At 64.3% G+C, this 20,743-nt stretch carries 23 protein-coding genes; 21 read left to right on the top strand and 2 right to left on the bottom strand.

From position 1 onward, the window contains the following. Positions 1-25 precede the first annotated feature (25 nt). Entirely contained in the window at positions 26-904 is an 879-nt protein-coding gene (locus AC1X6S_RS06215) for an aminodeoxychorismate lyase (protein WP_483404877.1), read from the top strand. 2 nt (positions 905-906) lie between these two features. Here AC1X6S_RS06215 and AC1X6S_RS06210 read toward each other — a convergent pair whose 3' ends face one another. Beyond that, positions 907-2,823 (bottom strand): BglG family transcription antiterminator, encoded by a 1,917-nt coding sequence (locus AC1X6S_RS06210; RefSeq protein WP_483404876.1) that lies wholly within the window; start codon positions 2,821-2,823, stop codon positions 907-909. A gap of 225 nt (positions 2,824-3,048) precedes the next feature. On the opposite strand from AC1X6S_RS06210, the gene AC1X6S_RS06205 reads away from it, so the two are divergent. The 16 genes from AC1X6S_RS06205 to glmM all read left to right on the top strand — a co-directional run bounded on the left by AC1X6S_RS06205 (position 3,049) and on the right by glmM (position 15,637). Beyond that, a complete protein-coding gene (locus AC1X6S_RS06205) occupies positions 3,049-3,408 on the top strand; it encodes a PTS sugar transporter (RefSeq protein WP_483404875.1) in 360 nt (119 codons plus the stop codon). Then, on the top strand, positions 3,401-3,667 hold the full coding sequence (locus AC1X6S_RS06200) for an HPr family phosphocarrier protein (protein WP_108391756.1): 267 nt from the start codon (positions 3,401-3,403) through the stop codon (positions 3,665-3,667). Before AC1X6S_RS06205 ends, AC1X6S_RS06200 begins: the two co-directional genes overlap by 8 nt. Before the next feature lie 27 nt (positions 3,668-3,694). Further along, positions 3,695-5,389: a phosphoenolpyruvate--protein phosphotransferase gene (gene ptsP, locus AC1X6S_RS06195; RefSeq protein ID WP_483404874.1), complete on the top strand. Its 1,695-nt coding sequence runs from the start codon at positions 3,695-3,697 to the stop codon at positions 5,387-5,389. Then, a complete protein-coding gene (locus tag AC1X6S_RS06190) occupies positions 5,386-6,909 on the top strand; it encodes a PTS mannitol transporter subunit IIBC (RefSeq protein ID WP_483404873.1) in 1,524 nt (507 codons plus the stop codon). The genes ptsP and AC1X6S_RS06190 overlap by 4 nt, the downstream gene beginning before the upstream one ends. Continuing rightward, positions 6,906-7,346 carry a PTS mannitol transporter subunit IIA gene (locus AC1X6S_RS06185; RefSeq protein WP_483404872.1) on the top strand — a complete coding sequence of 147 codons (441 nt, stop codon included), beginning with the start codon at positions 6,906-6,908 and terminating at the stop codon, positions 7,344-7,346. The genes AC1X6S_RS06190 and AC1X6S_RS06185 overlap by 4 nt, the downstream gene beginning before the upstream one ends. Next, a complete protein-coding gene (locus AC1X6S_RS06180; RefSeq protein ID WP_483404871.1) occupies positions 7,343-8,488 on the top strand; it encodes a mannitol-1-phosphate 5-dehydrogenase in 1,146 nt (381 codons plus the stop codon). Before AC1X6S_RS06185 ends, AC1X6S_RS06180 begins: the two co-directional genes overlap by 4 nt. Before the next feature lie 149 nt (positions 8,489-8,637). Next, positions 8,638-8,859, top strand: a complete 222-nt coding sequence (gene infA / locus AC1X6S_RS06175) for a translation initiation factor IF-1 (protein ID WP_108391751.1) — start codon at positions 8,638-8,640, stop codon at positions 8,857-8,859. A gap of 93 nt (positions 8,860-8,952) precedes the next feature. Then, positions 8,953-9,066 carry a 50S ribosomal protein L36 gene (gene rpmJ / locus AC1X6S_RS06170; protein WP_108391750.1) on the top strand — a complete coding sequence of 38 codons (114 nt, stop codon included), beginning with the start codon at positions 8,953-8,955 and terminating at the stop codon, positions 9,064-9,066. A 152-nt stretch (positions 9,067-9,218) separates the two neighbouring features. Beyond that, complete coding sequence (gene rpsM, locus AC1X6S_RS06165; protein ID WP_108391749.1) at positions 9,219-9,593, top strand: 30S ribosomal protein S13; 375 nt, start codon at positions 9,219-9,221, stop codon at positions 9,591-9,593. Positions 9,594-9,637: 44 nt separating this feature from the next. Beyond that, a complete protein-coding gene (gene rpsK / locus AC1X6S_RS06160) occupies positions 9,638-10,036 on the top strand; it encodes a 30S ribosomal protein S11 (protein WP_108391748.1) in 399 nt (132 codons plus the stop codon). A gap of 128 nt (positions 10,037-10,164) precedes the next feature. Then, positions 10,165-11,157 carry a DNA-directed RNA polymerase subunit alpha gene (locus AC1X6S_RS06155; protein WP_108391747.1) on the top strand — a complete coding sequence of 331 codons (993 nt, stop codon included), beginning with the start codon at positions 10,165-10,167 and terminating at the stop codon, positions 11,155-11,157. A gap of 47 nt (positions 11,158-11,204) precedes the next feature. Beyond that, entirely contained in the window at positions 11,205-11,744 is a 540-nt protein-coding gene (rplQ, locus tag AC1X6S_RS06150; protein WP_483404870.1) for a 50S ribosomal protein L17, read from the top strand. Positions 11,745-12,223: 479 nt separating this feature from the next. After that, complete coding sequence (truA, locus tag AC1X6S_RS06145) at positions 12,224-13,150, top strand: tRNA pseudouridine(38-40) synthase TruA (protein WP_483404869.1); 927 nt, start codon at positions 12,224-12,226, stop codon at positions 13,148-13,150. Between the two features lie 135 nt (positions 13,151-13,285). Then, positions 13,286-13,732: a 50S ribosomal protein L13 gene (rplM, locus tag AC1X6S_RS06140; protein ID WP_108962888.1), complete on the top strand. Its 447-nt coding sequence runs from the start codon at positions 13,286-13,288 to the stop codon at positions 13,730-13,732. Between the two features lie 30 nt (positions 13,733-13,762). Next, the gene (rpsI, locus tag AC1X6S_RS06135) at positions 13,763-14,248 is read left to right on the top strand and encodes a 30S ribosomal protein S9 (RefSeq protein WP_483404868.1); all 486 of its coding nucleotides are present in this window, start codon (positions 13,763-13,765) and stop codon (positions 14,246-14,248) included. Between the two features lie 27 nt (positions 14,249-14,275). Continuing rightward, positions 14,276-15,637 carry a phosphoglucosamine mutase gene (gene glmM, locus AC1X6S_RS06130; RefSeq protein WP_483404867.1) on the top strand — a complete coding sequence of 454 codons (1,362 nt, stop codon included), beginning with the start codon at positions 14,276-14,278 and terminating at the stop codon, positions 15,635-15,637. A 103-nt stretch (positions 15,638-15,740) separates the two neighbouring features. Here glmM and coaA read toward each other — a convergent pair whose 3' ends face one another. Beyond that, entirely contained in the window at positions 15,741-16,697 is a 957-nt protein-coding gene (coaA, locus tag AC1X6S_RS06125; protein WP_483404866.1) for a type I pantothenate kinase, read from the bottom strand. Between the two features lie 35 nt (positions 16,698-16,732). Between coaA and glmS the strand changes: the two genes are divergently transcribed. Genes glmS through tsaE form a run of 4 tightly spaced genes read left to right on the top strand, consistent with a single transcriptional unit; the run spans position 16,733 to position 20,734 of the window. Further along, positions 16,733-18,583: a glutamine--fructose-6-phosphate transaminase (isomerizing) gene (gene glmS / locus AC1X6S_RS06120; RefSeq protein ID WP_483404865.1), complete on the top strand. Its 1,851-nt coding sequence runs from the start codon at positions 16,733-16,735 to the stop codon at positions 18,581-18,583. 53 nt (positions 18,584-18,636) lie between these two features. Continuing rightward, positions 18,637-19,050: a holo-ACP synthase gene (locus AC1X6S_RS06115; protein ID WP_483404864.1), complete on the top strand. Its 414-nt coding sequence runs from the start codon at positions 18,637-18,639 to the stop codon at positions 19,048-19,050. Beyond that, complete coding sequence (alr, locus tag AC1X6S_RS06110) at positions 19,047-20,159, top strand: alanine racemase (protein ID WP_483404863.1); 1,113 nt, start codon at positions 19,047-19,049, stop codon at positions 20,157-20,159. Before AC1X6S_RS06115 ends, alr begins: the two co-directional genes overlap by 4 nt. Positions 20,160-20,200: 41 nt before the next feature. Further along, positions 20,201-20,734, top strand: coding sequence for a tRNA (adenosine(37)-N6)-threonylcarbamoyltransferase complex ATPase subunit type 1 TsaE (gene tsaE / locus AC1X6S_RS06105; RefSeq protein ID WP_483404989.1), 534 nt, complete (start codon positions 20,201-20,203; stop codon positions 20,732-20,734). Positions 20,735-20,743 lie beyond the last annotated feature (9 nt).

Below are 20,743 nucleotides of genomic sequence, written 5' to 3'. Positions count from 1 at the left end.
CGGTTCTGCGGCTAGTGTCGATGGCATGACTCGACTCGTGCTGCTGATCGATCCGCTCCCGGAGGACCGGGTTGCCACGGCCGCTGAACTCAGCGCCTCGCTGACGTTTGCGGCGGAAGACGAGCCGATTCTCACCGCATTCGACGCCGCCGCTGCGCGCGGCGACGGGGTGTTCGAGACGCTCGGAGCGCACGACGGTCGCGGGCGCGGTATCGACGCCCACCTCGCCAGGCTGACGGCATCCGCTCAGAAGCTCGACTTGCCCGAGCCGAACCACGACCAGTGGCGCCGGGCCATCGCCGAGCTGCTGGACGCGCTCCCCGCCGGGGGACAGGCGTCCATCCGACTCACCATCACCCGCGGGACGGAGTCGGCCGGTCCGACGTGCTGGGCCACAGCGACCGCCATCACCCGTGACTTTCCCGAGCGCGAGAACGGGGTCAGGATTGTCACCCTCAGCCGCGGCTACGCCAACGACGTTGGCGAGACCAGCCCGTGGCTGCTGGTGGGGGCCAAGACCCTGTCGTACGCCATCAACATGGCTGCCATTCGCGAAGCACAGCGTCGTGGTGCAGACGATGTCGTGTTCACGTCAACAGACGGCTTCGCGCTGGAAGGACCGACGTCGACGTTGCTCGTCCGGCAGGGAAACACCATAGTCACCCCGACGATCCAATTCGGCATCCTGGCGGGGACCACGCAGGCCGAGCTTTTCGATCACCTCACGGGTCAGGGCTTCGAGTGCGTGTACCGAACAGTCGACGTAGCCGAATTGCTTCGGTCGGATGCTGTCTGGCTGGTGTCGAGCGTCCGCCTCGCTGTGCCGGTCACCGAGGTGGACGGCACGCCGATCCCCACCGATCGCGAGTTGACCAGACGGCTGAACTCAGCGTTGCTTGCCTGAGGCTAGGAATCCATGGTGCGGACGAGTTCGTCGATGAACGCGGCGAAGTCCGTGGATTTGCGGATGATGCGCTGGACGTCCTCCCGGTCGGAGAAGACCTCGACGAACTGATCGAACACCGTCTGGAAGCTCGCGCGTCCTGCCTCGCTGAACGCGATGAGCGCGACGACGTTCACCCGGCTGTCGCCCCACGGCATGCTGGACTCGTTCACGGCAATAGCTATCGACGTCGTGGTTGCCGTCATCGCCATGGCGTGCGGAACGGCCAGCGAATCGGTGAAGGCGGTCGATGACATCCGTTCTCGCTCGATGGCGCCTTCGATGTAGCTGTCGTCGATGATGCCGCGGTCGCGCATGAGCCCGCCGAGGGTGCGGATCATGGACTCTTCGTCACTGGCCTGGACGTTGCGGAGAAAGAGTGCGCCGTCGAAGTACCGCAGCACGTCGTCCTTGATCAGCGCCCTGCGGCGGACCCGCTTGAGCCTCGCGATCGCCTGGCGCACCCGGTCGGCATCGGCATCGGTGAAGAACGGCTGAACGGTGAGGATCGAGTCGGACGGCACAGGGGGCTCGATGGTCGTGAGCACGATGTCTGCGTCGAGTTCGTTCCACGCGACGTCACTCCGGGTGATGACCTTGACCACCTCGAGCGTGTCGCCGAGGAGGATCATGACCCGATCGCGAAGCATGAGGTGCATGTCGTAGTAGTTCGGGCAGACGATGACGCAGCGCATCAACTCGTCCCGCCTGACCTGCTGCTGAAGGTGGGCGCCAACGTGCATGGCGATGTAGGCGATCTCGTCGTCGTTGATTTCGATGGATCCCTGGCGCTGGAGCCGGCTCGCGATGAACACCGCCAGTTCGTAGATCATCGGGTACGAGGTCTTGATGCTCCGAGCGAGCGGGTTGCGGGAGTAGGAGTGCTCCTGCGCACGGCGAAGCAGGTTCTGGACGTGCAGGGTCAGCCTGGTGATGAAATCCTCATCGCTGAGGTCGACGAGATACTCGTTTCCGGCGGAGAGCACGATCGAGCGCACGGTCTCGAGGTCGGACGAATCCAGGTATCCGGGGTGCGCGTCGGTGCCGTCGACCGCGTCTGTGGCCTGGACGCCCCTCGTCGCGAGGAGATACGCGAGGTACTCGACATCGGTAGCGCCGAGCCTGGTGCCGAGGGATGCCTCGATGAGGGCGCCAAGTCTCTCGGTCAGTTCGGTGGATGCCTCGGCGGGCTGAGGTGCCCCCTCCTGGACCCGCTGGTCCTTCGACACCCTGTCGACGGCGATCGCGATGTGCAGGAGAACATTGTCGATGCCGTAGTCGTTGAGGAGATAACCGAGGTCGGTGAGCATGGCGAGCAGGTCGGTCTTGAACTCGCTGAGATTGTGTGCCGAGAATTCACGCTGGATCGCCTCGAGTTCAATCAGCCCGCGTTCGGTCTCGTCGCGGAACATGCGGCTGAGTAACCGGCGCCTCGCCAGTTCGCTGCCACGGAGCATCACCGTGCTTCCGGACCGGACGAGCGTCAGCTCCGCTTCGGAGAGCAGCAGACGGACGCGCGACAGGTCGGCTTCGATGGTGGACTCCGACACGAACAGCGCTGATGCGAGTTCAAAGACATCGAGTCCGTCAGGGCTGTCGACGAGACGCCGCACGATGGAGTACAGCCGGGCACGGGGCGTCTCAGTCTGCGACTCGAGCGCACCCTGCCTGAACGCCGCCCAGGCGTCGAGGGAAATCCGGTAGCCCTGCGGCCCTCCCGTGATGAGGTCGAGCCCGGCAGCCCGGTCCTTGAGCGCGGTCACGTAATTCCGCACGCTGCGCGTGGTCACGCCGAGCGCGTCTGCCAGTTCGGCGGCGGTGACCCAGGTGTCGGCGCGCGCGAGATACCAGGCGATGCGGTCTTGTTTCTCGCGTGTCACGTGCAACTCCTGTCGAACCCGAGTCCGCGATGGCCGGTCCCGACTCCAGTCAACGTTACCCTCGAGTGGGCCTCGTTCGTCGATTTCACGCCCGAAAGCCGCTCGGGGTTTCCTACCCTGCGGAAGAGAACATGGTGGCAATCACCTTCGGAACTCGTAATGCTTGACAAGCTGGCCATTTTTCGGCGCAGATTTCCATAGCAACAGGTCGACGGAGGCGGATCAATGAAGATCCTCGTAGTGTGCGGCGCGGGAGCGTCCAGTACCTTTGTCGCCCAGCGCGTGAGGAAAGCGGCCATGGCGAGAAAGATCGACGTGTCAGCGACAGCGTGCCCCCTCAACGCCCTCGACGCTCAGAGCGCGGGCGCTGATGTCGTCCTCCTCGGACCCCACCTGACCCCGTACGTTGACAGCATCCGCTCGACCGCTCACTCACGAGGTGTGGCCGTTGCGGTCATGCCCGCTTCAGTCTTCTCGTCGCCGGCTGGCGACGAAGCCCTCGACCTTGCTCTTTCAGCTGCCGGAGCACGGTCCACACGCGAGGGAACACACAGGCAAGCGACGGAGGAAACACTTCATGGCTGAACGCACCGTTCGAATCGGTTCATCTCACGGTCTCCACGCCCGTCCCGCGAAACTGTTCACACAGGCGGCGGCGGCGTCTGGGGCAAATGTCACCATCGCCAAGGGGAGCGGCAAACCGGTCAACGCTTCGAGCATCCTCGGTGTGATCTCGCTCGGTGTCGACTTCGGTGACTACGTCACGCTCACCGCAGACGGCACCAACGCCGATGCTGTGCTCGATCAACTCGTGGAGCTACTTGTGACCGACCATGACGAATAAACGATCAACGAGCCGAGGAGAGCAGTCATGACTGTGACAGGAACACACACAACCCTGCAGGGCACCGGGATCGGACAGGGTGTGGTCGTCGGTGTCGTCGCCCGTATGTCTGAGCCATTGCCTGAGCCGCAGGACACGCCGAGCACGAAGTCCGTTGAGGACGAAGCCGGACGCGCGAGGGCATCGCTCAGCGTTGTCGCGCGCGACCTGGAGGAACGGGGAAAGTCCGCCGGTGGCACCGCCCGCGACGTGCTCGAAGCACAGGCGATGATGGCAGAGGACCCGACACTCTCCGACATCATCGATGAGAGCCTGGCGCGGGGGATCACCGCCGAGCGCGCCGTGTTCGAGGCGTTCGCCAGCTTCCGCGACCAGCTCGCCGCCATGGGCGGTTACCTGGGGGAGCGCGCCGCAGACCTTGACGATGTCTCCCAGCGCGTGATCGCCGACCTCTCCGGTGTGCCCGCTCCTGGCGTACCGAACCCCGACCACCCGTTCGTGCTCGTTGCGCGCGACCTCGCGCCGGCTGACACCGCGCTTCTCGACCTCGACAAGGTCCTCGGCCTCATTACGAGCGATGGCGGACCGACATCACACACGGCAATTCTCGCCCGCGAGAAGTCAATCGTCGCGGTCGTCGGCACGGCGGATGTCTCGGCGCTGGCCGACGGGACGACGGTCATCGTCGACGCTGCGGCAGGCACTGTAACGGCCTCGCCGAGCGAAGACGAGGTTGCCTCGGCCGAACGACGTATCGCCGAGCGCCAGGCTGCAGCGGTCGCCCCGGTGACCCCCGGTGCGCTCAAGGACGGGACCCTGGTCCCTCTGCTCGCCAACCTCGGTTCGTCCGAGGGCGCGCAGGGCGCAGCGGACGCGGGAGCGGAGGGTGTCGGACTGTTCCGCACCGAGTTCCTCTTCCTCGACGCCGGCGGTTCCGCGCCGACAGTCGCCCAGCAGCGTGAGCACTACACGCGACTGCTGCAGGCATTCCCCGGCAAGAAGGTCGTCGTCCGCGTGCTTGACGCCGGAGCTGACAAGCCGTTGCCCTTCCTCAACGATGTGCACGAGGAGAACCCGGCACTCGGCCTGCGGGGGCTGCGCGCCCTTCGGGCCAGCGAGGACATCCTTCGCGAGCAGCTCACCGCTCTCGCCGAAGCCGACAAGGCAACCGAGGCCGACCTGTGGGTCATGGCGCCCATGGTGTCGACGGTCGAAGAGACGAAGTACTTCGTCGCCATCGCCCGTGAGTACGGCATCAAAACCGCCGGTGTGATGGTGGAAGTGCCGTCGCTCGCGCTCCTCGCACCCCAGGTCCTCGCAGCAAGTGACTTCGCGTCGATCGGCACCAACGACCTGACCCAGTACACGCTCGCCGCCGACCGCATGCTCGGCTCGGTCGCAGCGCTCCAGGACCCGTGGCACCCCGCTGTGCTCCGTCTCGTCGGGGAGGTCGGCGCTGCCGGCGCCTCGACCGGCAAGCCGGTCGGAATCTGCGGTGAGGCTGCGGCTGACCCGCTCCTCGCCGTCGTGCTCGTCGGGCTCGGCGCGACCACCCTGTCCATGTCCACCCCGGCGCTCGTCGACGTACGAGCGTCCCTCCTGAAATACACCATCGACGAGGCCCGAAAACTCGCCGAGATCGCCCTGGCCGCCGAAGGCGCGGCCGAAGCCCGTGCAGCGGTTGCCGCCGCTGCACTCACCCTGAAAGAGGAACAATCATGACAACGACGACGTCGTCGACACAGACCAAGAAGGCAGGGGGTGCACGGGTTCGCGTTCAGCGATTCGGCACCTTCCTGTCCGGCATGGTCATGCCGAACATCCCCGCGTTCATCGCGTGGGGGCTGATCACCGCACTCTTCATTGACACCGGTTGGACGCCGAACGCGCAGCTCGCAACCCTCGTTGCTCCCATCCTCTACTTCCTGCTTCCACTTCTGATCGCCAACACCGGCGGCCGGATGATCTACGACCAGCGCGGTGGCGTCGTCGCGACGATCGCGACCATGGGAATCATCACGGCGACCATGGGAGACCCGGTCTTCAGCGGTTCGCCGATGTTCCTCGGCGCCATGATCGCCGGCCCGCTCGCCGCGTGGATCATGAAGAAGGTCGACAGCCTCTGGGAAGGCAAGATCAAGGCCGGCTTCGAGATGCTGGTGAACAACTTCTCGGCCGGCATCCTCGGCGCGATCCTCGCGATCATCGCCTACTTCGGGCTCGCCCCGATCATCCAGGCGATCACAACCGCGCTGGGTACAGCTGTCAACTGGCTGATCGAAGCCGGACTCCTGCCGCTCGCGAGCATCCTCATCGAGCCAGCAAAGGTTCTGTTCCTCAACAACGCCATCAACCACGGCGTCCTCACCCCGCTGGCACTTCAGCAGTCTGAGGAAACCGGAAAGAGCATCCTCTTCCTGCTCGAGGCAAACCCTGGTCCAGGACTCGGACTGCTCCTGGCGTTCAGCATCTTCGGCCTCGGCGCTGCGAAGGCGACCGCACCCGGTGCGATCATCATCCAGTTCTTCGGTGGAATCCACGAGATCTACTTCCCGTACGTTCTCTCGAAGCCGATTCTTCTCCTCGCCGTCATCGCGGGTGGAGCCAGTGGTGTCGCGACCAACGCGATCTTCGGATCCGGTCTCGTCAGTGTCGCGTCTCCCGGCAGCATCTTCGCAATTCTCGCCGTGACCGAACGCAATAGCTTCATCGGTGTCATCCTCTCGGTCCTGATCGCGGCAGCTGTGTCGTTCGTCGTGGCAGCCGTCATCCTGCGGGCATCGCGCAAGCGCGACCTCGCGTCCGGCAACGCCGGGGACATGGGAGCGGCCGTTGCTGCAACCCAGGCCAACAAGGGCAAGCAGAGCTCGGTCCTCGGCGGCCTCGTCACCGAGGGAACCACAGAGACCGGTTCGGCAACAGGAACCGGAACCACGACGCTCGTGAAGAACATCGTCTTCGCGTGCGACGCCGGTATGGGCTCAAGCGCCATGGGAGCATCCGTTCTCCGCAACAAGATCAAGAAGGCCGGCGTTACCGACGTCACCGTGACCAACCAGTCGATCGCGAACCTCAAGGGTGACGCCGATCTCGTCATCACCCACCAGGACCTCACGGACCGGGCACGGGAGAAGTCGCCGAACTCACAGCACATCTCGGTCGACAACTTCATGAACAGCCCGAAATACGATGAGGTCGTCGAACTCGTCAAGCGCAACAACAGCCAGGGAGCCGCCGAATGACCGAATCCATCCTGACACCGGGAAACATCGTCGCCGAGGGATCGGCTACGACGAAGGAAGAAGCGATCCGCGAGGCCGGCGCGCTCCTGGTCGCCGCCGGCGCGGTGAAGCCGGAGTACGTCGACGCGATGCTGGAGCGCGAGGCATCCGTCTCGACCTACATGGGTAACTTCCTCGCGATTCCCCACGGAACGAACGACGCCAAGGATGCCATCGTGCGTTCGGCGCTGTCGCTCGTCCGGTACACGAACCCGATCGACTGGGATGGGGATGAGGTGCGTTTCGCCGTCGGCATCGCCGGGCTCAACAATGAGCACCTCGAGATCCTCTCGAAGATCGCCATTGTGTTCTCGGACGAGGACGAGGTTTCCAAGCTCATCAACGCCGCAGACGCGAACGAACTGTTCGCGCTGCTCGAGGAGGTCAACGCAGAATGAAAGCTGTTCACTTCGGCGCGGGCAACATCGGACGAGGATTCGTCGGCCTGTTGCTCCACGACGCCGGCTATGAAGTTGTCTTCGCCGACGTGAACGCAGAGCTCATCGACGCGTTGAACGCGGCGCCGAGCTACGAGGTGCACGAGGTCGGTGACGGTGGCTCTGATCGCACCGTCACCGGCTACCGTGCCGTCAACAGTGCCACGAACGAAAACGAGCTCATCGCCGAGATTCAGACGGCCGATGTCGTCACGACGGCGGTCGGACCGAACATCCTGAAGTTCGTCGCTCCGGTGATCGCGCGTGCCCTTGCCCTTCGGGACTCGGGTCTTCCTCCGCTCGCCGTGATGGCCTGCGAGAACGCCATCAACGCGACAGATCTGCTCAGGACCGAGATCCAGTCGAGCGTCGCTCCCGAGCAGTGGGAGGCGCTCTCGCCGCGTGCGGTCTTTGCGAACACCGCTGTCGACCGGATCGTGCCAGGCCAGGACCCGGCAGCGGGCATCGACGTCACGGTCGAGGCCTTCTACGAGTGGGTCATCGAGTCTGGACCGTTCGGCGATGCGCTGCCCGAGATCCCCGGTGCGACGTTCGTCGACGCTCTCGGACCGTACATCGAGCGCAAGCTGTTCACCGTCAACACCGGCCACGCCACGGCGGCGTACTACGGTTTCGCCGCCGGCATCGACAAGATCTCCGACGTGCTGGCGAATAGTGACGTTGCGGATGCCGTCCGCCGCGTCCTCGAGGAAACCAGCGCGCTTCTCGTGGTCAAGCACGGGATCGACGCTGAGGTCCAGCGCGAGTACCGGGAGAAGATCCTCACCCGCTTCGCCAACCCGCACCTGCCGGACACCGTGCAGCGCGTCGGCAGGCAGCCGCTGCGCAAGCTCGGCCGCAACGAGCGATTCATCAGCCCGGCAGCGGAACTGGCCGAGCGTGGCTTGGGCCACACCGCGCTGCTCGACGCCATCGGGAAAGCACTTGAGTTCCGGGTGGAAGACGACGAGCAAAGCACCGAAATGCAGGGCCTGCTCTCTGAGCTCAGCGCCGAAGAATTCGTCGAGCGTGTCTCGGGACTTGCGCCGGAGCATCCGCTCTATGCCGGCCTCGTCACGGTCGTGCGGGAGCACCAGAAGTAGCAGCGTCGCCAGTTGGCGAAAAGGCAATAAATACCATAAGATTGTCTGTTGGTGCTTTGCGCACGTTTCTGGCGTGTCATCCACAAGGACTCAGCAGCATCAAAATCCACCGCACGACCAGTGCAACTATTTTTAGCGACAGTGAGGCTATGGCCAAAAAAGACGGTGTCATTGAGATCGAAGGCTCGATCGTTGAAGCTTTGCCCAACGCGATGTTTCGTGTTGAGCTGACCAACGGTCACCGCGTTCTTGCCACGATTAGCGGCAAGATGCGTCAGCACTACATCCGCATCCTCCCCGAGGACCGCGTGATCGTGGAGCTCAGCCCCTACGATCTGACCCGCGGCCGGATCGTTTACCGCTACAAGTAACACGCACTGTAAGTAACGGCCGCTCAGGCTGGTTCGGCACATCTGTGTTCGGACCTGAGGGAGCGGTACGACGACAGCGAGAGAGAGAAACTCATGAAGGTCAAGCCCAGCGTTAAGAAGATCTGCGAAAAGTGCAAGGTCATCCGTCGCAATGGACGCGTCATGGTCATCTGCGAGAACCCGCGCCACAAGCAGCGCCAGGGCTAAATTCTTCGTCTGACGAAGAACAGCAGTACACCAATCGCAGCGCAAGCTGCACAATATCGGCAGTTCCAGAACTCGTTCGAGGGACACCTCGGGTCGGAGGCCCGGGCACAGGAACTGCTCCACACCTCCACTAACTCCTAGGAGAAGCCACCATGGCACGTCTCGCCGGCGTAGACATTCCCCGCGATAAGCGCGTGGAAATCGCACTGACGTACATTTACGGTGTTGGACGCACGAGGGCTCTGAAGACCCTCGTCGACACCGGCATCAGCGGAGACATCCGTGTGAAGGATCTCAGCGACGACCAGTTGGTCCTGCTGCGTGACTACATCGAAGGCAACTACAAGGTAGAGGGTGACCTCCGCCGTGAAGTTCAGGCCGACATCCGCCGCAAGGTTGAGATTGGCAGCTACGAGGGAATTCGTCACCGTCGTGGCCTGCCCGTTCGTGGACAGCGCACCAAGACCAACGCTCGTACCCGCAAGGGCCCGAAGCGCACAGTTGCCGGCAAGAAGAAGGCTCGCTAGGCCCCGGCCTTCGAGCTCTTTGCCGAAAGATTTAGGAGATATTCATGGCTGCACCCAAAACCGCTGCCCGCAAGCCGCGTAAAAAAGAGAAGAAGAACATTGCTGTGGGCCAGGCCCACATCAAGTCGACCTTCAACAACACGATCGTCTCGATCACCGACCCGACTGGTGCTGTCATCAGCTGGGCGTCCTCTGGTGGAGTCGGCTTCAAGGGTTCACGTAAGTCGACCCCGTTCGCCGCTCAGCTCGCTGCAGAGTCTGCTGCCCGCCAGGCACAGGAACACGGCATGAAGAAGGTTGACGTCTTCGTCAAGGGACCCGGTTCAGGCCGCGAGACCGCGATCCGTTCGCTTCAGGCCGCTGGCCTCGAGGTCGGATCGATCAACGACGTTACCCCGCAGGCGCACAACGGTTGCCGCCCGCCGAAGCGCCGCCGCGTTTAAGCACACTTCGATTCTCGACGATTGAGCGGCGCCAGTTCTGGCGCTGCTCAATCGTCGGCTCGGATACAACTTCATACCTCGTCATTGCAAGTGTCATATAGCGGACACTTAGCCGAAAGGAACACATAGTGCTTATTGCACAGCGCCCAACGCTCACCGAAGAGAACATTTCAGAGTTCCGCAGCCGGTTCGTGATTGAGCCCCTGGAGCCTGGCTTCGGATACACCCTCGGCAATTCACTTCGCCGTACCCTTCTGTCTTCCATCCCCGGCGCTGCAGTAACCAGCATCCGCATCGACGGCGTGCTGCACGAGTTCAGCACCATCCCCGGTGTCAAGGAAGACGCGACCGAGATCATCCTGAACATCAAGGGTCTCGTCGTTTCGAGCGAGCACGACGAGCCGATCACCGCTTACCTTCGTAAGACCGGTGCTGGGCAGGTCACCGCCGCTGACATTTCGGCACCGGCCGGCGTCGAGGTCCACAACCCGGACCTCGTCATCGCGACCCTCAATGACAAGGCGAAGTTCGAACTCGAACTCACCATCGAGCGTGGCCGTGGCTACGTGTCAGCAACGCAGAACCGTAACGAGTTCTCCGAAGCCGGCCAGATCCCGATCGACTCGATCTACTCGCCAGTGCTCAAGGTCACCTACCGCGTCGAGGCAACTCGTGCCGGTGAGCGCACTGACTTCGACCGCCTGGTCGTCGATGTCGAGACGAAGCCGGCCATCACGCCGCGCGACGCCATCGCATCAGCGGGCAAGACCCTCGTCGAACTGTTCGGCCTCGCTCGCGAGCTCAACAACGCGGCAGAGGGCATCGAGATCGGCCCGGCACCGGTTGACGCCGTTCTGCCCGGCGAGCTCTCGATTCCGATCGAAGACCTCGACCTTTCGGTTCGTTCGTACAACTGCCTCAAGCGCGAGGGCATCAACACGGTCTCCGAGCTTGTCGCTCTGAGCGAGACCCAGCTGATGAACATCCGCAACTTCGGACAGAAGTCGGTCGATGAGGTTCGCGACAAGCTCGTGGAAATGGGCCTTTCGCTCAAGGACTCGGTTCCCGGGTTCGATGGCGCTCACTTCTACTCGGGCTACGACGACGAGACAAGCAACTAAGGCTCGTCCCCGGACGCCCTTTCATTTTTTGATACTGGAGATACAACATGCCTACGCCCACTAAAGGCCCCCGCCTCGGAGGCGGACCAGCGCACGAGCGTTTGATGCTCGCCAACCTGGCCGCTGCCCTGTTCACCCACAAGAGCATCAAGACCACCGAGACGAAGGCCAAGCGCCTCCGCCCGGTCGCCGAGCGCCTCATCACGTTCGCAAAGCGGGGCGACCTGCACTCCCGTCGTCGCGTCATGCGCACGATCGGTGACACCTCGGTCGTTCACGAGCTCTTCACCGAGATCGCGCCGCTCGTTGCAGAGCGCGAGGGTGGATACACCCGCATCACGAAGCTCGGCTTCCGTAAGGGCGACAACGCCTCGATGGTCCAGATCGAGCTCGTTCTCGAGCCCGTCACCCCCAAGGTGAAGAAGTCGAAGCCGGCTGCCGCACAGGCTGAGACGCCTGTTGTCGCCGAAGAGACTGCTCCCGAGGTTGAGGCTGAAGAGCCCGCAACCGAGGCAGCTCCCGAGGCTGAGGTTGCTGAAACCGAAGCTGAGGTCGTCGAGGCTGAGAAGGCCGACGACACCAAGTAGCACTCGTTTCATTCGAAGCCCCCGTCATCCGTTTGGATGGCGGGGGCTTTGTCGTTGGCGGCGTCGCGCTGGTGCGTATGGCACCCGGGACGTGCAAACTGCGCGAGAACATCAGTTGCGGTCGAGCGCATCAGTTGCGCGGGATGTTCTCGACCGGAAGTGGTGCTCTCGCTGGGCGGCGAGCTCACTCGGCACGGGTGCCGTGTGCGGGGCGACCGGATGCCGCGTTGCCGCGTGCCCGCCGACATCCGTCGCCGTCCGCGTGGGTGCGTGCCGACACCGGGGGAGAGGCACCTGCGGGCGGGCTCAGCGCCGGGACGCGCAAACTGCGCGAGAACATCAGTTGCGGTCGAGCGCATCAGTTGCGCGGGATGTTCTCGACCGGAAGTGATGCGCTCGCGCGGAGGTGCGAGCGCGTGGGTGATGGCGTGCGGATGTGCGCGGGCGGATGCCACCGGTGATGCCGATAAACTTCCGAGGTGGACCCCGCCCCGACCAGCACCAGATTCCGGCTCGACATCGCCTATGACGGCACGCACTTCGCGGGCTGGGCGAAGCAGCCGGGGCTCCGCACCGTGCAGGGCGTGCTCGAGGAAGCCATCACCACCATCCTGGGCAAGCACGGTGACAGGATCCTGGTCGCGGTCGCCGGACGCACCGACACCGGCGTGCACGCGACGGGCCAGGTGGCACACCTCGATCTCGACGAGGAACGCGCTGCTCGCGTTCGCCGGGGGAGACCGGCCAAAGACGGCTTGCATCCGACGGGAAGCGCACTGCGCCGCAAGGTCAACGGCGTCCTCGGCCAGTACCCCGACGTTCTCATCACCAACGCCCGCCCGGCCGCGCCGGGCTTCGATGCACGCTTCTCCGCGATCTGGCGCCGCTACGAGTACCGGATCGCCGACAGCATTTCCTTCCGCAATCCGCTGGAGCGCGCCCAGACGGTATGGCATCCGTCGCCGCTCGATGTCGACCGGATGAACGCGGCAGCCCAATCGCTCGTCGGCCTCCATGACTTTGCGACGTATTGCCGGCCCCGCGAGGGCAGGACCACGATCCGCACGCTTCAGCGTTTCGGCTGGATCAGGGATGCTGAGGGAGTGCTCGTGGCTGATGTGCGAGCGGATGCCTTCTGCCACAGCATGGTTCGCGCGCTCGTCGGTGTCTGCGTTGCTGTGGGTGAGGGGAAGCTGGAAGTGGCTGACGCTGAGCGGCTGCGGAGCGAGGTGACGAGGTCGAACGAGTTCGCTGTGATGCCCGCCCGCGGCCTCACCCTCGCCGAGGTGGGGTATCCAAGCGATGCCCTGCTGGGGCAGCGTGCCGCGCTGACGCGCCAGCGACGGAGCCTCGACGACGGCCGCGACCCCTTTGCCGAGTTTGACGACGATGATGAGGCCGGGTAAGGTTGCTCCTTGGTGTCCATACTCCCTGCAGTGCGGCACCCGAAGTTGAGCCCTCCACCTGCGGCGTTCTCGTCAGAACTCCCAACGGAGCGGGATTCACGACCAACCAACTTACGACAAGAAAGCAGCATTACTGTGACGCGCACTTATTCCCCCAAGGTCTCTGAGATCCAGCGTGACTGGTTCATCATTGACGCCACCGACATCGTGCTTGGCCGTCTGGCCAGCCAGGTCGCCATTCTCCTCCGTGGAAAGCACAAGGCTACCTTTGTGAACCACATGGACACCGGTGACTTCGTCATCATCATCAACGCCGAGAAGGTCGCTCTTACCGGCCAGAAGCTCCTGCAGAAGAAGGCTTACCGCCACTCGGGTTACCCGGGCGGCATCAAGGCTGTCACCTACGCCGAGCTGCTCGAGAAGAACCCGACCCGCGCGGTGGAGAAGGCTGTTCGCGGCATGCTCCCCAAGAACTCCCTCGGTGCTGCGCAGCTGCGCAAGCTGAAGGTATACACCGGTAACGAGCACCCCCACGCTGCGCAGCAGCCCAAGACGTTCACCCTCGACCAGGTCGCCCAGTAAGCGCCCGGAATAGAAATAAGGATTCCTACAGTGGCGAAGATCGCAGATTCCATCGCAGAGACCCCGGAGAGCTTCTCCACCGAAACGCCGGTCGAGGCAGCTCCCAAGGCAGCCCGTCCCGCACTGAGCGTGCCCGGAGCAGCAGTTGGCCGTCGTAAGCAGGCTATTGCCCGCGTTCGGCTCATCCCGGGAACCGGCACCATCACGGTCAACGGCCGTGAGCTTGCCGAGTACTTCCCGAACAAGCTGCACCAGCAGCTCATCAACGACCCGTTCACCATCCTCGACCTGGCTGGCGGCTACGACGTCATCGCTCGCATCTCCGGCGGTGGCCCTTCAGGCCAGGCCGGCGCGCTGCGCCTCGGCATCGCCCGTGCGCTCAACCAGATCGACGAAGAGAACAACCGCGCAACCCTGAAGAAGGCCGGATTCCTCTCGCGTGACGCTCGCGTCAAGGAGCGCAAGAAGGCCGGTCTCAAGAAGGCTCGTAAGGCTCCCCAGTTCTCGAAGCGCTAACCGCGCCTCGGATCAGGACTGCTTTCTATGCCTCGCCTGTTTGGTACTGATGGTGTTCGCGGCCTCGCGAACAAGGACCTGACGGCAGACCTCGCTCTCGGCCTTGCCCAAGCCACCGCTGTGGTGCTTGGGCAGGGCCGAAGTGCTGAGGCCCGTCGTGCTGAAGGTAAAAGGCCCGTCGCCGTGCTCGCACGCGACCCCCGTATCTCCGGAGAGTTCCTGTCGGCGGCCGTTGCCGCAGGATTGGCTTCGAGCGGCGTCGACGTCCTCGACGCCGGGGTTATTCCGACCCCAGCCGCCGCGTTCCTGATCGCAGACATCGACGCCGACTTCGGCGTCATGATCTCGGCGAGCCACAACCCGGCGCCAGACAACGGAATCAAAATCTTCGCTCGCGGAGGCACCAAGCTTCCCGACGCCGTCGAGACGCGCATTGAAGAGCACCTCGACGAACCCAACTGGGCTCCCACCGGCGCCGACGTCGGTCGCATCCGCCGCTTCGCCGACGCGGAAGACCGTTACGTCCTGCACCTGCTCGGCAGTTTGCCCCACAGGCTCGATGGGATCCACGTGGTCCTCGACTGTGCGCACGGCGCAGCTGCCGGAGTGTCACCCGAGGTGTTCCGCGATGCGGGCGCCCGGGTCACCGTCATCGGAAACGATCCCGACGGTATGAACATCAACGATGGCGTCGGCTCGACTCACCTCGACCTGCTGGCCGAAGCTGTGCTCGAGCACGGTGCCGACATCGGTATCGCCCACGACGGCGATGCTGACCGCTGCCTCGCCGTCGACGCGAACGGCAAGGTCATCGACGGAGACCAGATCATGGCGATCCTGGCCGTTTCCATGAAGGAACGCGGCCGGCTGACCGACAACACGCTCGTCGCCACGGTGATGAGCAACCTCGGGCTGCGCATGGCCATGGAGCAGCACGGTATCTCGATGGTGCACACCAAGGTCGGCGACCGTTACGTCCTCGAGGCGATGGACGGCGGCAAATTCGCGCTCGGTGGTGAACAGTCCGGGCACGTCATCATGAGTGAGTTCGCGACGACAGGCGACGGCATCCTCACCGGACTTCACCTGGCGGCTGAGATGGCCCGAACCGGCAAGACCGCTGCAGAGCTCGCGAGCGTGATGACCGTCTACCCACAGATTCTCGTGAACGTGCGGGACGTGGATCGCGAGGGCATCCACAAGGATGAGGTGCTCGCTGACGTCGTCCGCGCCGCCGAAACCGAGCTGGGTGATACCGGTCGGGTGCTGTTGCGTCCAAGCGGAACCGAACAGCTGGTTCGCGTGATGGTCGAGGCTGCTGACCAGCTGACCGCCGACCGCCTGGCTCACCAGATCGCGGACGTGGTCCGGGTACGGCTCGCGGTCTAGGGTCGCCCCTTACCCACCGTTCACCAGGACGCGAGTGTGCGACCCCTCAGGCTCCGCGTTCAGCGCGCCTGGTTATGCCGGCGTCCTGCCTGCCGCAGCGCTCTCACACCTTGCGGAGGAGAACCGAGCTGACCTTGTGGTCTGACGCCTTTCGCAGGACGAGTTTGGCTCGCGCTTTGGTCGGGCGGATGTTGTCAATGAGGTTCGGCTCGTTGACCTCACGCCAGAAGTAGCGTGCCCGTTCGCGCGCTTCATCCTCGGTGAGATCCGCGTACACGTTGAAGTACGAGTTGGGGTTGGTGAAGGCACCGCGCTGCAGTGCCATGAAGCGTTCCTCGTACCAGGTGGCGATATCGCTCGTGCGGGCGTCGACGAAGATGCTGAAGTCGAAGAGGTCAGCAACCGTCAGCCGGTGCCCGTTCCCCGCGGGCTGAAGGACATTGAGGCCCTCGACGATGAGCACATCCGGGCGTCTAACCACAACCTGCGCGTCAGGAACTATGTCGTACTTGAGGTGGGAGTAGAACGGCGCACGTACCTCCGGCGCCCCGCTCTTGACCGCGCTCACGAAGCGGAGCAGCGCCCGGCGGTCGTACGCCTCTGGAAACCCTTTGCGGCCCATGATGCCGCGACGCTCGAGTTCGGCGTTCGGGTAGAGAAACCCGTCGGTCGTGATGAGTTCGACACGCGGGGTGTCCGGCCAGCGGGCCATGAGTTCCCGCAGGAGCCGGGCGACGGTGGACTTGCCGACCGCGACAGACCCGGCCACACCGATCACGAACGGGGTGCGGTCAGTGGTTTCGCCGAGGAACGACATGGTCGAATCGTGCAACCGCTTCGCCGCGGCGACGTACAGGCTCAGCAGCCGGCTGATCGGCAGATACACCTCCGCTACCTCGGTCATGTCCAGTCGGTCGCCGAGGCCCCGAAGCTGCACAACCTCCGCGTCGGTCAGTGGCGACGGTGTGTTCGGGGCGAGTCGTGCCCAGTCCGACCTGTCGATTTCAACGAACGGCGTGCTCTGGGTGCCATTGTGATGGCCGTCTCCGTGGTCAGACATAAGGCTCCCAGTCTATTGCGGCTATTCTTGACCCCATGTGTGGAATCGTGGGATACGTAGGCGGAAATGACAGCATCGATGTACTTGTCGGAGGGCTGAGTCGGCTCGAGTATCGCGGTTACGACTCCGCAGGCGTCGCCGTCATCGACGAGAACGGTGTTCTCCGCACGCGGAAGCGGGCGGGCAAGCTCGCTGTTCTCGCAGACGACCTCAAGTCGGGAGCCATCGAAGTCAGCCGTACAGGCATCGGCCACACCCGCTGGGCGACGCACGGAGCACCGACCGACCAGAACGCGCACCCGCACCTCGGTGACGACGGCAAGCTCGCGCTCATCCACAACGGCATCATCGAAAACTTCTCCCCGCTCAAGCAGGAGCTGCTCGACGAAGGCTTCACTTTCGAGAGCGACACGGACTCCGAGGTCGCCGCTGTGCTGCTCGGCCGTGAGTACCGCAAGACGCAGGACCTCCGCGAGGCATTCCAGAACGTCGTGGCACGGCTCGATGGCGCTTTCACGCTCCTCGCTGTGCACGAAAACGAGCCGGGCATCGTCGTCGGCGCACGCCGCAACTCGCCGCTCGTGATCGGGCTCGGCGATGGTGAGAACTTCCTCGCTTCGGACGTCGCCGCATTCGTTGAATACACCAGGAACGCCCTCGCCATCGGCCAGGACCAGATCGTCTCCATCACGCCGGACAAGGTCGAGGTCACCGACTTCTTCGGTGCTCCCGTCGAGGTCGAGCCCTTCGAGATCCAGTGGGACGCCAGCGCAGCAGACAAGGGCGGCTGGCCGAGCTTCATGGCCAAGGAGATTTCCGAAGAACCGGATGCCGTCGCCAACACCCTGCGCGGCCGCATCGATGCAGACGGCCAGGTCGTCATCCCCGAGCTCAACGGTCTCGATGAACTCTTCGTCGACATCAACCGCATCGTCGTCATCGCCTGCGGAACCGCCGCTTACGCGGGCCAGACCGCCAAATACGCGCTCGAGAAGTGGGCCGGAATCCCGGTCGATGTCGAGCTCAGCCACGAGTTCCGCTACCGCGAGCCGGTCATCACCCCGCAGACACTGGTCGTCTCGATCAGCCAGTCCGGTGAGACCATGGACACCCTCATGGCCGTGAAGTACGCCAGCGAGAAGGGCGCCAAGACGCTCTCGATCTGCAACACGCAGGGAGCAACGATCCCTCGCGAGTCCGACGCCGTCGTGTACACCCACGCCGGCCCCGAGGTTGCTGTCGCGTCGACCAAGGCGTTCGTCGCCCAGATCACCGCGCTTTACCTCTTTGCACTCCACCTCGCCCGCGTCCGTGGCGCTCAGCCCGCAGACGTTCTCGCCGAGCAGTCGGCAGAGCTCCTCGCCGTTCCGGCGAAGATCGCCACGATCCTCGACGAGAGCGGTGTCGTCGAACAGCTGGCGCACTGGATGAGTGACTCCCGGGCAGTGCTGTTCCTGGGCCGCCACGTCGGGTACCCGATCGCTCTCGAGGGCGCCCTCAAGCTCAAGGAGCTCGCCTACATCCACGCCGAAGGGTTCGCCGCCGGTGAGCTCAAGCACGGTCCCATCGCCCTGATCGAACCGGGCCAGCCGGTGTTCGTCGTTGTGCCGAGCCCCCGTGGCTCCGCGATGCTGCACTCCAAAGTTGTGTCCAACATCCAGGAGATCCGCGCTCGTGGGGCCAGGATCATCGCGATCGCAGAAGAGGGCGACGCAGCGGTGCTTCCCTTTGCCGACACGGTCATCCGGATCCCGCTGGCCGCGCCACTCTTCGAGCCGTTGCTCGCCGTCATCCCGCTGCAGATCTTCGCGATGGAACTGGCGATCGCGAAGGGACTCGACGTCGACCAGCCGCGCAACCTCGCCAAGTCGGTGACCGTCGAGTAGCAGCCGCCGCACCCTCCGCGGGTGCACGACGGAAGGCAAGCGAAGGGAGCAGCGTGATCGTCGGTATCGGGGTCGACCTGGTCGACCTTGCCCGCTTCGAACGTGCTGTCGACCGCACGCCTCGCCTGCGTGAGCGCCTGTTCGCTGAGAGCGAACGGTCGCGACCGTTGCGCTCACTCGCCGGCCGGTTTGCCGCGAAGGAAGCACTGATCAAGGCGCTGGGCAGTTCCGACGGCGTGCGCTGGCTCGACATCGTTGTGTCGAACAGTGATGAGGGCGACCCCGGCTTCGAGATCACCGGCGAGACAGCGAAGGTGATCGAAGCCCGCGGCATCGATCGGCTTCACCTCTCGATGAGCCACGATGCCGGAGCGGCGATTGCATTCGTCATTGCCGAGCGAAACGACCCAGACCGGTCGCAGTCGGGTACCGAGGCACAGGCCTCGCAGAAAGAAGAGAAGGCATGATCGGGTTCCGTGAAGCAGTGATCGACACGGATGCCATGACGCACAACATCCGTCACCTGGCTGGTGTCGTCGGGACGGACCACATCATCGCGGTCGTCAAGGCGGACGGCTACGGCCACGGCGCGGTGCAAGCTGCGCGCGCCGCCCTCGCCGGCGGCGCAGACTGGCTGGGAACGGCAGACCTCGTCGAGGCGCTCGAACTCAGGGACGCCGGAATCACGGCGCCGGTCCTGTGCTGGCTGCACGGCCCCGACACTGAATTCACGGCTGCAGGGCACCGCGGCATCGACGTCGGCGTCTCCTCGATCGACCAGTTGGAGAAGGTAGCGGATGCCGCTGGCGACGCGCCCATCGAAATCCACCTCAAGCTGGACACCGGTCTGTCCCGCAATGGACTCGACGCTTCCGACTGGCCCCGGGCATTCTCCCGCGCCGCCGAACTCGAGCGCACCGGACGGATTCACGTGCGCGGCATTTTCTCGCACCTCTCCAATGCCTCCGACGATGACGATCGCCAAGCGGCCAGGGAATTCGACGCGGGTGTCCGGCTGGCAACACAACACGGACTCCGTCCGGAGCTCGTGCACCTCGCTGCCACCGCTGCGGCGATCCGGCTGCCGGAGACGCGCTTCAACACGGTGCGCATCGGTCTCGGGCTCTACGGACTCTCGCCGTTCGACGATGCCGAATCGAGCGACCTCGGACTCATCCCCGCGATGACCCTTCGAGCGTCGGTTGCCGCCATCCGGCGGGTACCGGCGGGAAAGGGCGTCTCGTACAGCTATACCTACCGCGCTCCGGAGGAGACGACCCTCGCCCTTGTCCCGCTCGGCTACGGCGACGGCATCCCCCGCCAGGCATCCAACGCCGGTCGTGTTCTGATCGGCGGGGGAGTGCACCAGATCGCGGGCAGGATCGCTATGGATCAGTTCGTTGTCGCCGTTGGTGACGCCGCTGTGTCGACCGGAGACGATGTGGTGATCTTTGGTGACCCCGCCACCGGCGCGCCGAGCGCGACGGACTGGGCGACGGTAGCGGGGACGGTCAACTACGAAATCGTCACGCGCATCGGAGCCAGGGTGCACCGCGTTTACGGTGCCGGCTCGTGATCGAGCTCCCGTTCGACTCCGTCGTCGCGACGGCCGACGACATGCACGAACTGGGGATCAGCCTCGGCCGGTCCCTCCGAGCGGGGGATCTCCTCGTGCTCACCGGCCCGCTCGGCGCTGGAAAGACGACGCTCACCCGCGGGATCGGTGAGGGACTCGGCGTTCGAGGACCGGTGACGAGTCCCACGTTCGTGCTGGCGCGCACCCACCCGAGCCTGTCGGATGGTCCACCGCTCGTTCACGTGGATGCCTACCGGCTGTCAAGCGCGGTCGAACTCGACGACCTCGACATCGACTTCGCGGGCAGCGTCGTCATCGTCGAGTGGGGACGCGGCATGCTCGACGGCATCGCCTCACGGTGGCTCGACGTGGAGATCGAGCGTCCGACGGGGGCGGGCCAGCAGGTGCATTCTTCGAATGGAATACAGGCGGATGCCGGTGACGGCGAAGACGTGTCAGCTCTCGAGCACGAGGCTGGCGTGAACAAGGCCGACGCGGACGGTGCCGACGTGGACGAGACCGACGAGCCTCGCCGGGTCCGCATCACGATCTCTGAGCCTCCGGTGACCGCGTAGGCTTGATCC

The sequence above is a fragment of the Mycetocola sp. Y442 genome, from assembly GCF_056898615.1.
Note: the sequence above shows the minus strand (reverse complement) of the source record. Positions and strands in the feature narration are given on the sequence as shown.

What these genes read in the sequence shown, in the direction of transcription:
- alr (WP_483404863.1), top strand. Translation starts at nt 19,047, where the DNA reads ATGATCGGGTTCCGTGAAGCAGTGATCGACACGGATGCCATGACGCAC.
- rpmJ (WP_108391750.1), top strand. Translation starts at nt 8,953, where the DNA reads ATGAAGGTCAAGCCCAGCGTTAAGAAGATCTGCGAAAAGTGCAAGGTC.
- AC1X6S_RS06180 (WP_483404871.1), top strand. Translation starts at nt 7,343, where the DNA reads ATGAAAGCTGTTCACTTCGGCGCGGGCAACATCGGACGAGGATTCGTC.
- AC1X6S_RS06215 (WP_483404877.1), top strand. Translation starts at nt 26, where the DNA reads ATGACTCGACTCGTGCTGCTGATCGATCCGCTCCCGGAGGACCGGGTT.
- coaA (WP_483404866.1), bottom strand. Translation starts at nt 16,697, where the DNA reads ATGTCTGACCACGGAGACGGCCATCACAATGGCACCCAGAGCACGCCG.
- AC1X6S_RS06185 (WP_483404872.1), top strand. Translation starts at nt 6,906, where the DNA reads ATGACCGAATCCATCCTGACACCGGGAAACATCGTCGCCGAGGGATCG.
- ptsP (WP_483404874.1), top strand. Translation starts at nt 3,695, where the DNA reads ATGACTGTGACAGGAACACACACAACCCTGCAGGGCACCGGGATCGGA.
- glmM (WP_483404867.1), top strand. Translation starts at nt 14,276, where the DNA reads ATGCCTCGCCTGTTTGGTACTGATGGTGTTCGCGGCCTCGCGAACAAG.
- rplQ (WP_483404870.1), top strand. Translation starts at nt 11,205, where the DNA reads ATGCCTACGCCCACTAAAGGCCCCCGCCTCGGAGGCGGACCAGCGCAC.
- infA (WP_108391751.1), top strand. Translation starts at nt 8,638, where the DNA reads ATGGCCAAAAAAGACGGTGTCATTGAGATCGAAGGCTCGATCGTTGAA.
- rpsK (WP_108391748.1), top strand. Translation starts at nt 9,638, where the DNA reads ATGGCTGCACCCAAAACCGCTGCCCGCAAGCCGCGTAAAAAAGAGAAG.
- glmS (WP_483404865.1), top strand. Translation starts at nt 16,733, where the DNA reads ATGTGTGGAATCGTGGGATACGTAGGCGGAAATGACAGCATCGATGTA.
- rpsM (WP_108391749.1), top strand. Translation starts at nt 9,219, where the DNA reads ATGGCACGTCTCGCCGGCGTAGACATTCCCCGCGATAAGCGCGTGGAA.
- tsaE (WP_483404989.1), top strand. Translation starts at nt 20,201, where the DNA reads ATGCACGAACTGGGGATCAGCCTCGGCCGGTCCCTCCGAGCGGGGGAT.
- AC1X6S_RS06190 (WP_483404873.1), top strand. Translation starts at nt 5,386, where the DNA reads ATGACAACGACGACGTCGTCGACACAGACCAAGAAGGCAGGGGGTGCA.
- AC1X6S_RS06205 (WP_483404875.1), top strand. Translation starts at nt 3,049, where the DNA reads ATGAAGATCCTCGTAGTGTGCGGCGCGGGAGCGTCCAGTACCTTTGTC.
- AC1X6S_RS06200 (WP_108391756.1), top strand. Translation starts at nt 3,401, where the DNA reads ATGGCTGAACGCACCGTTCGAATCGGTTCATCTCACGGTCTCCACGCC.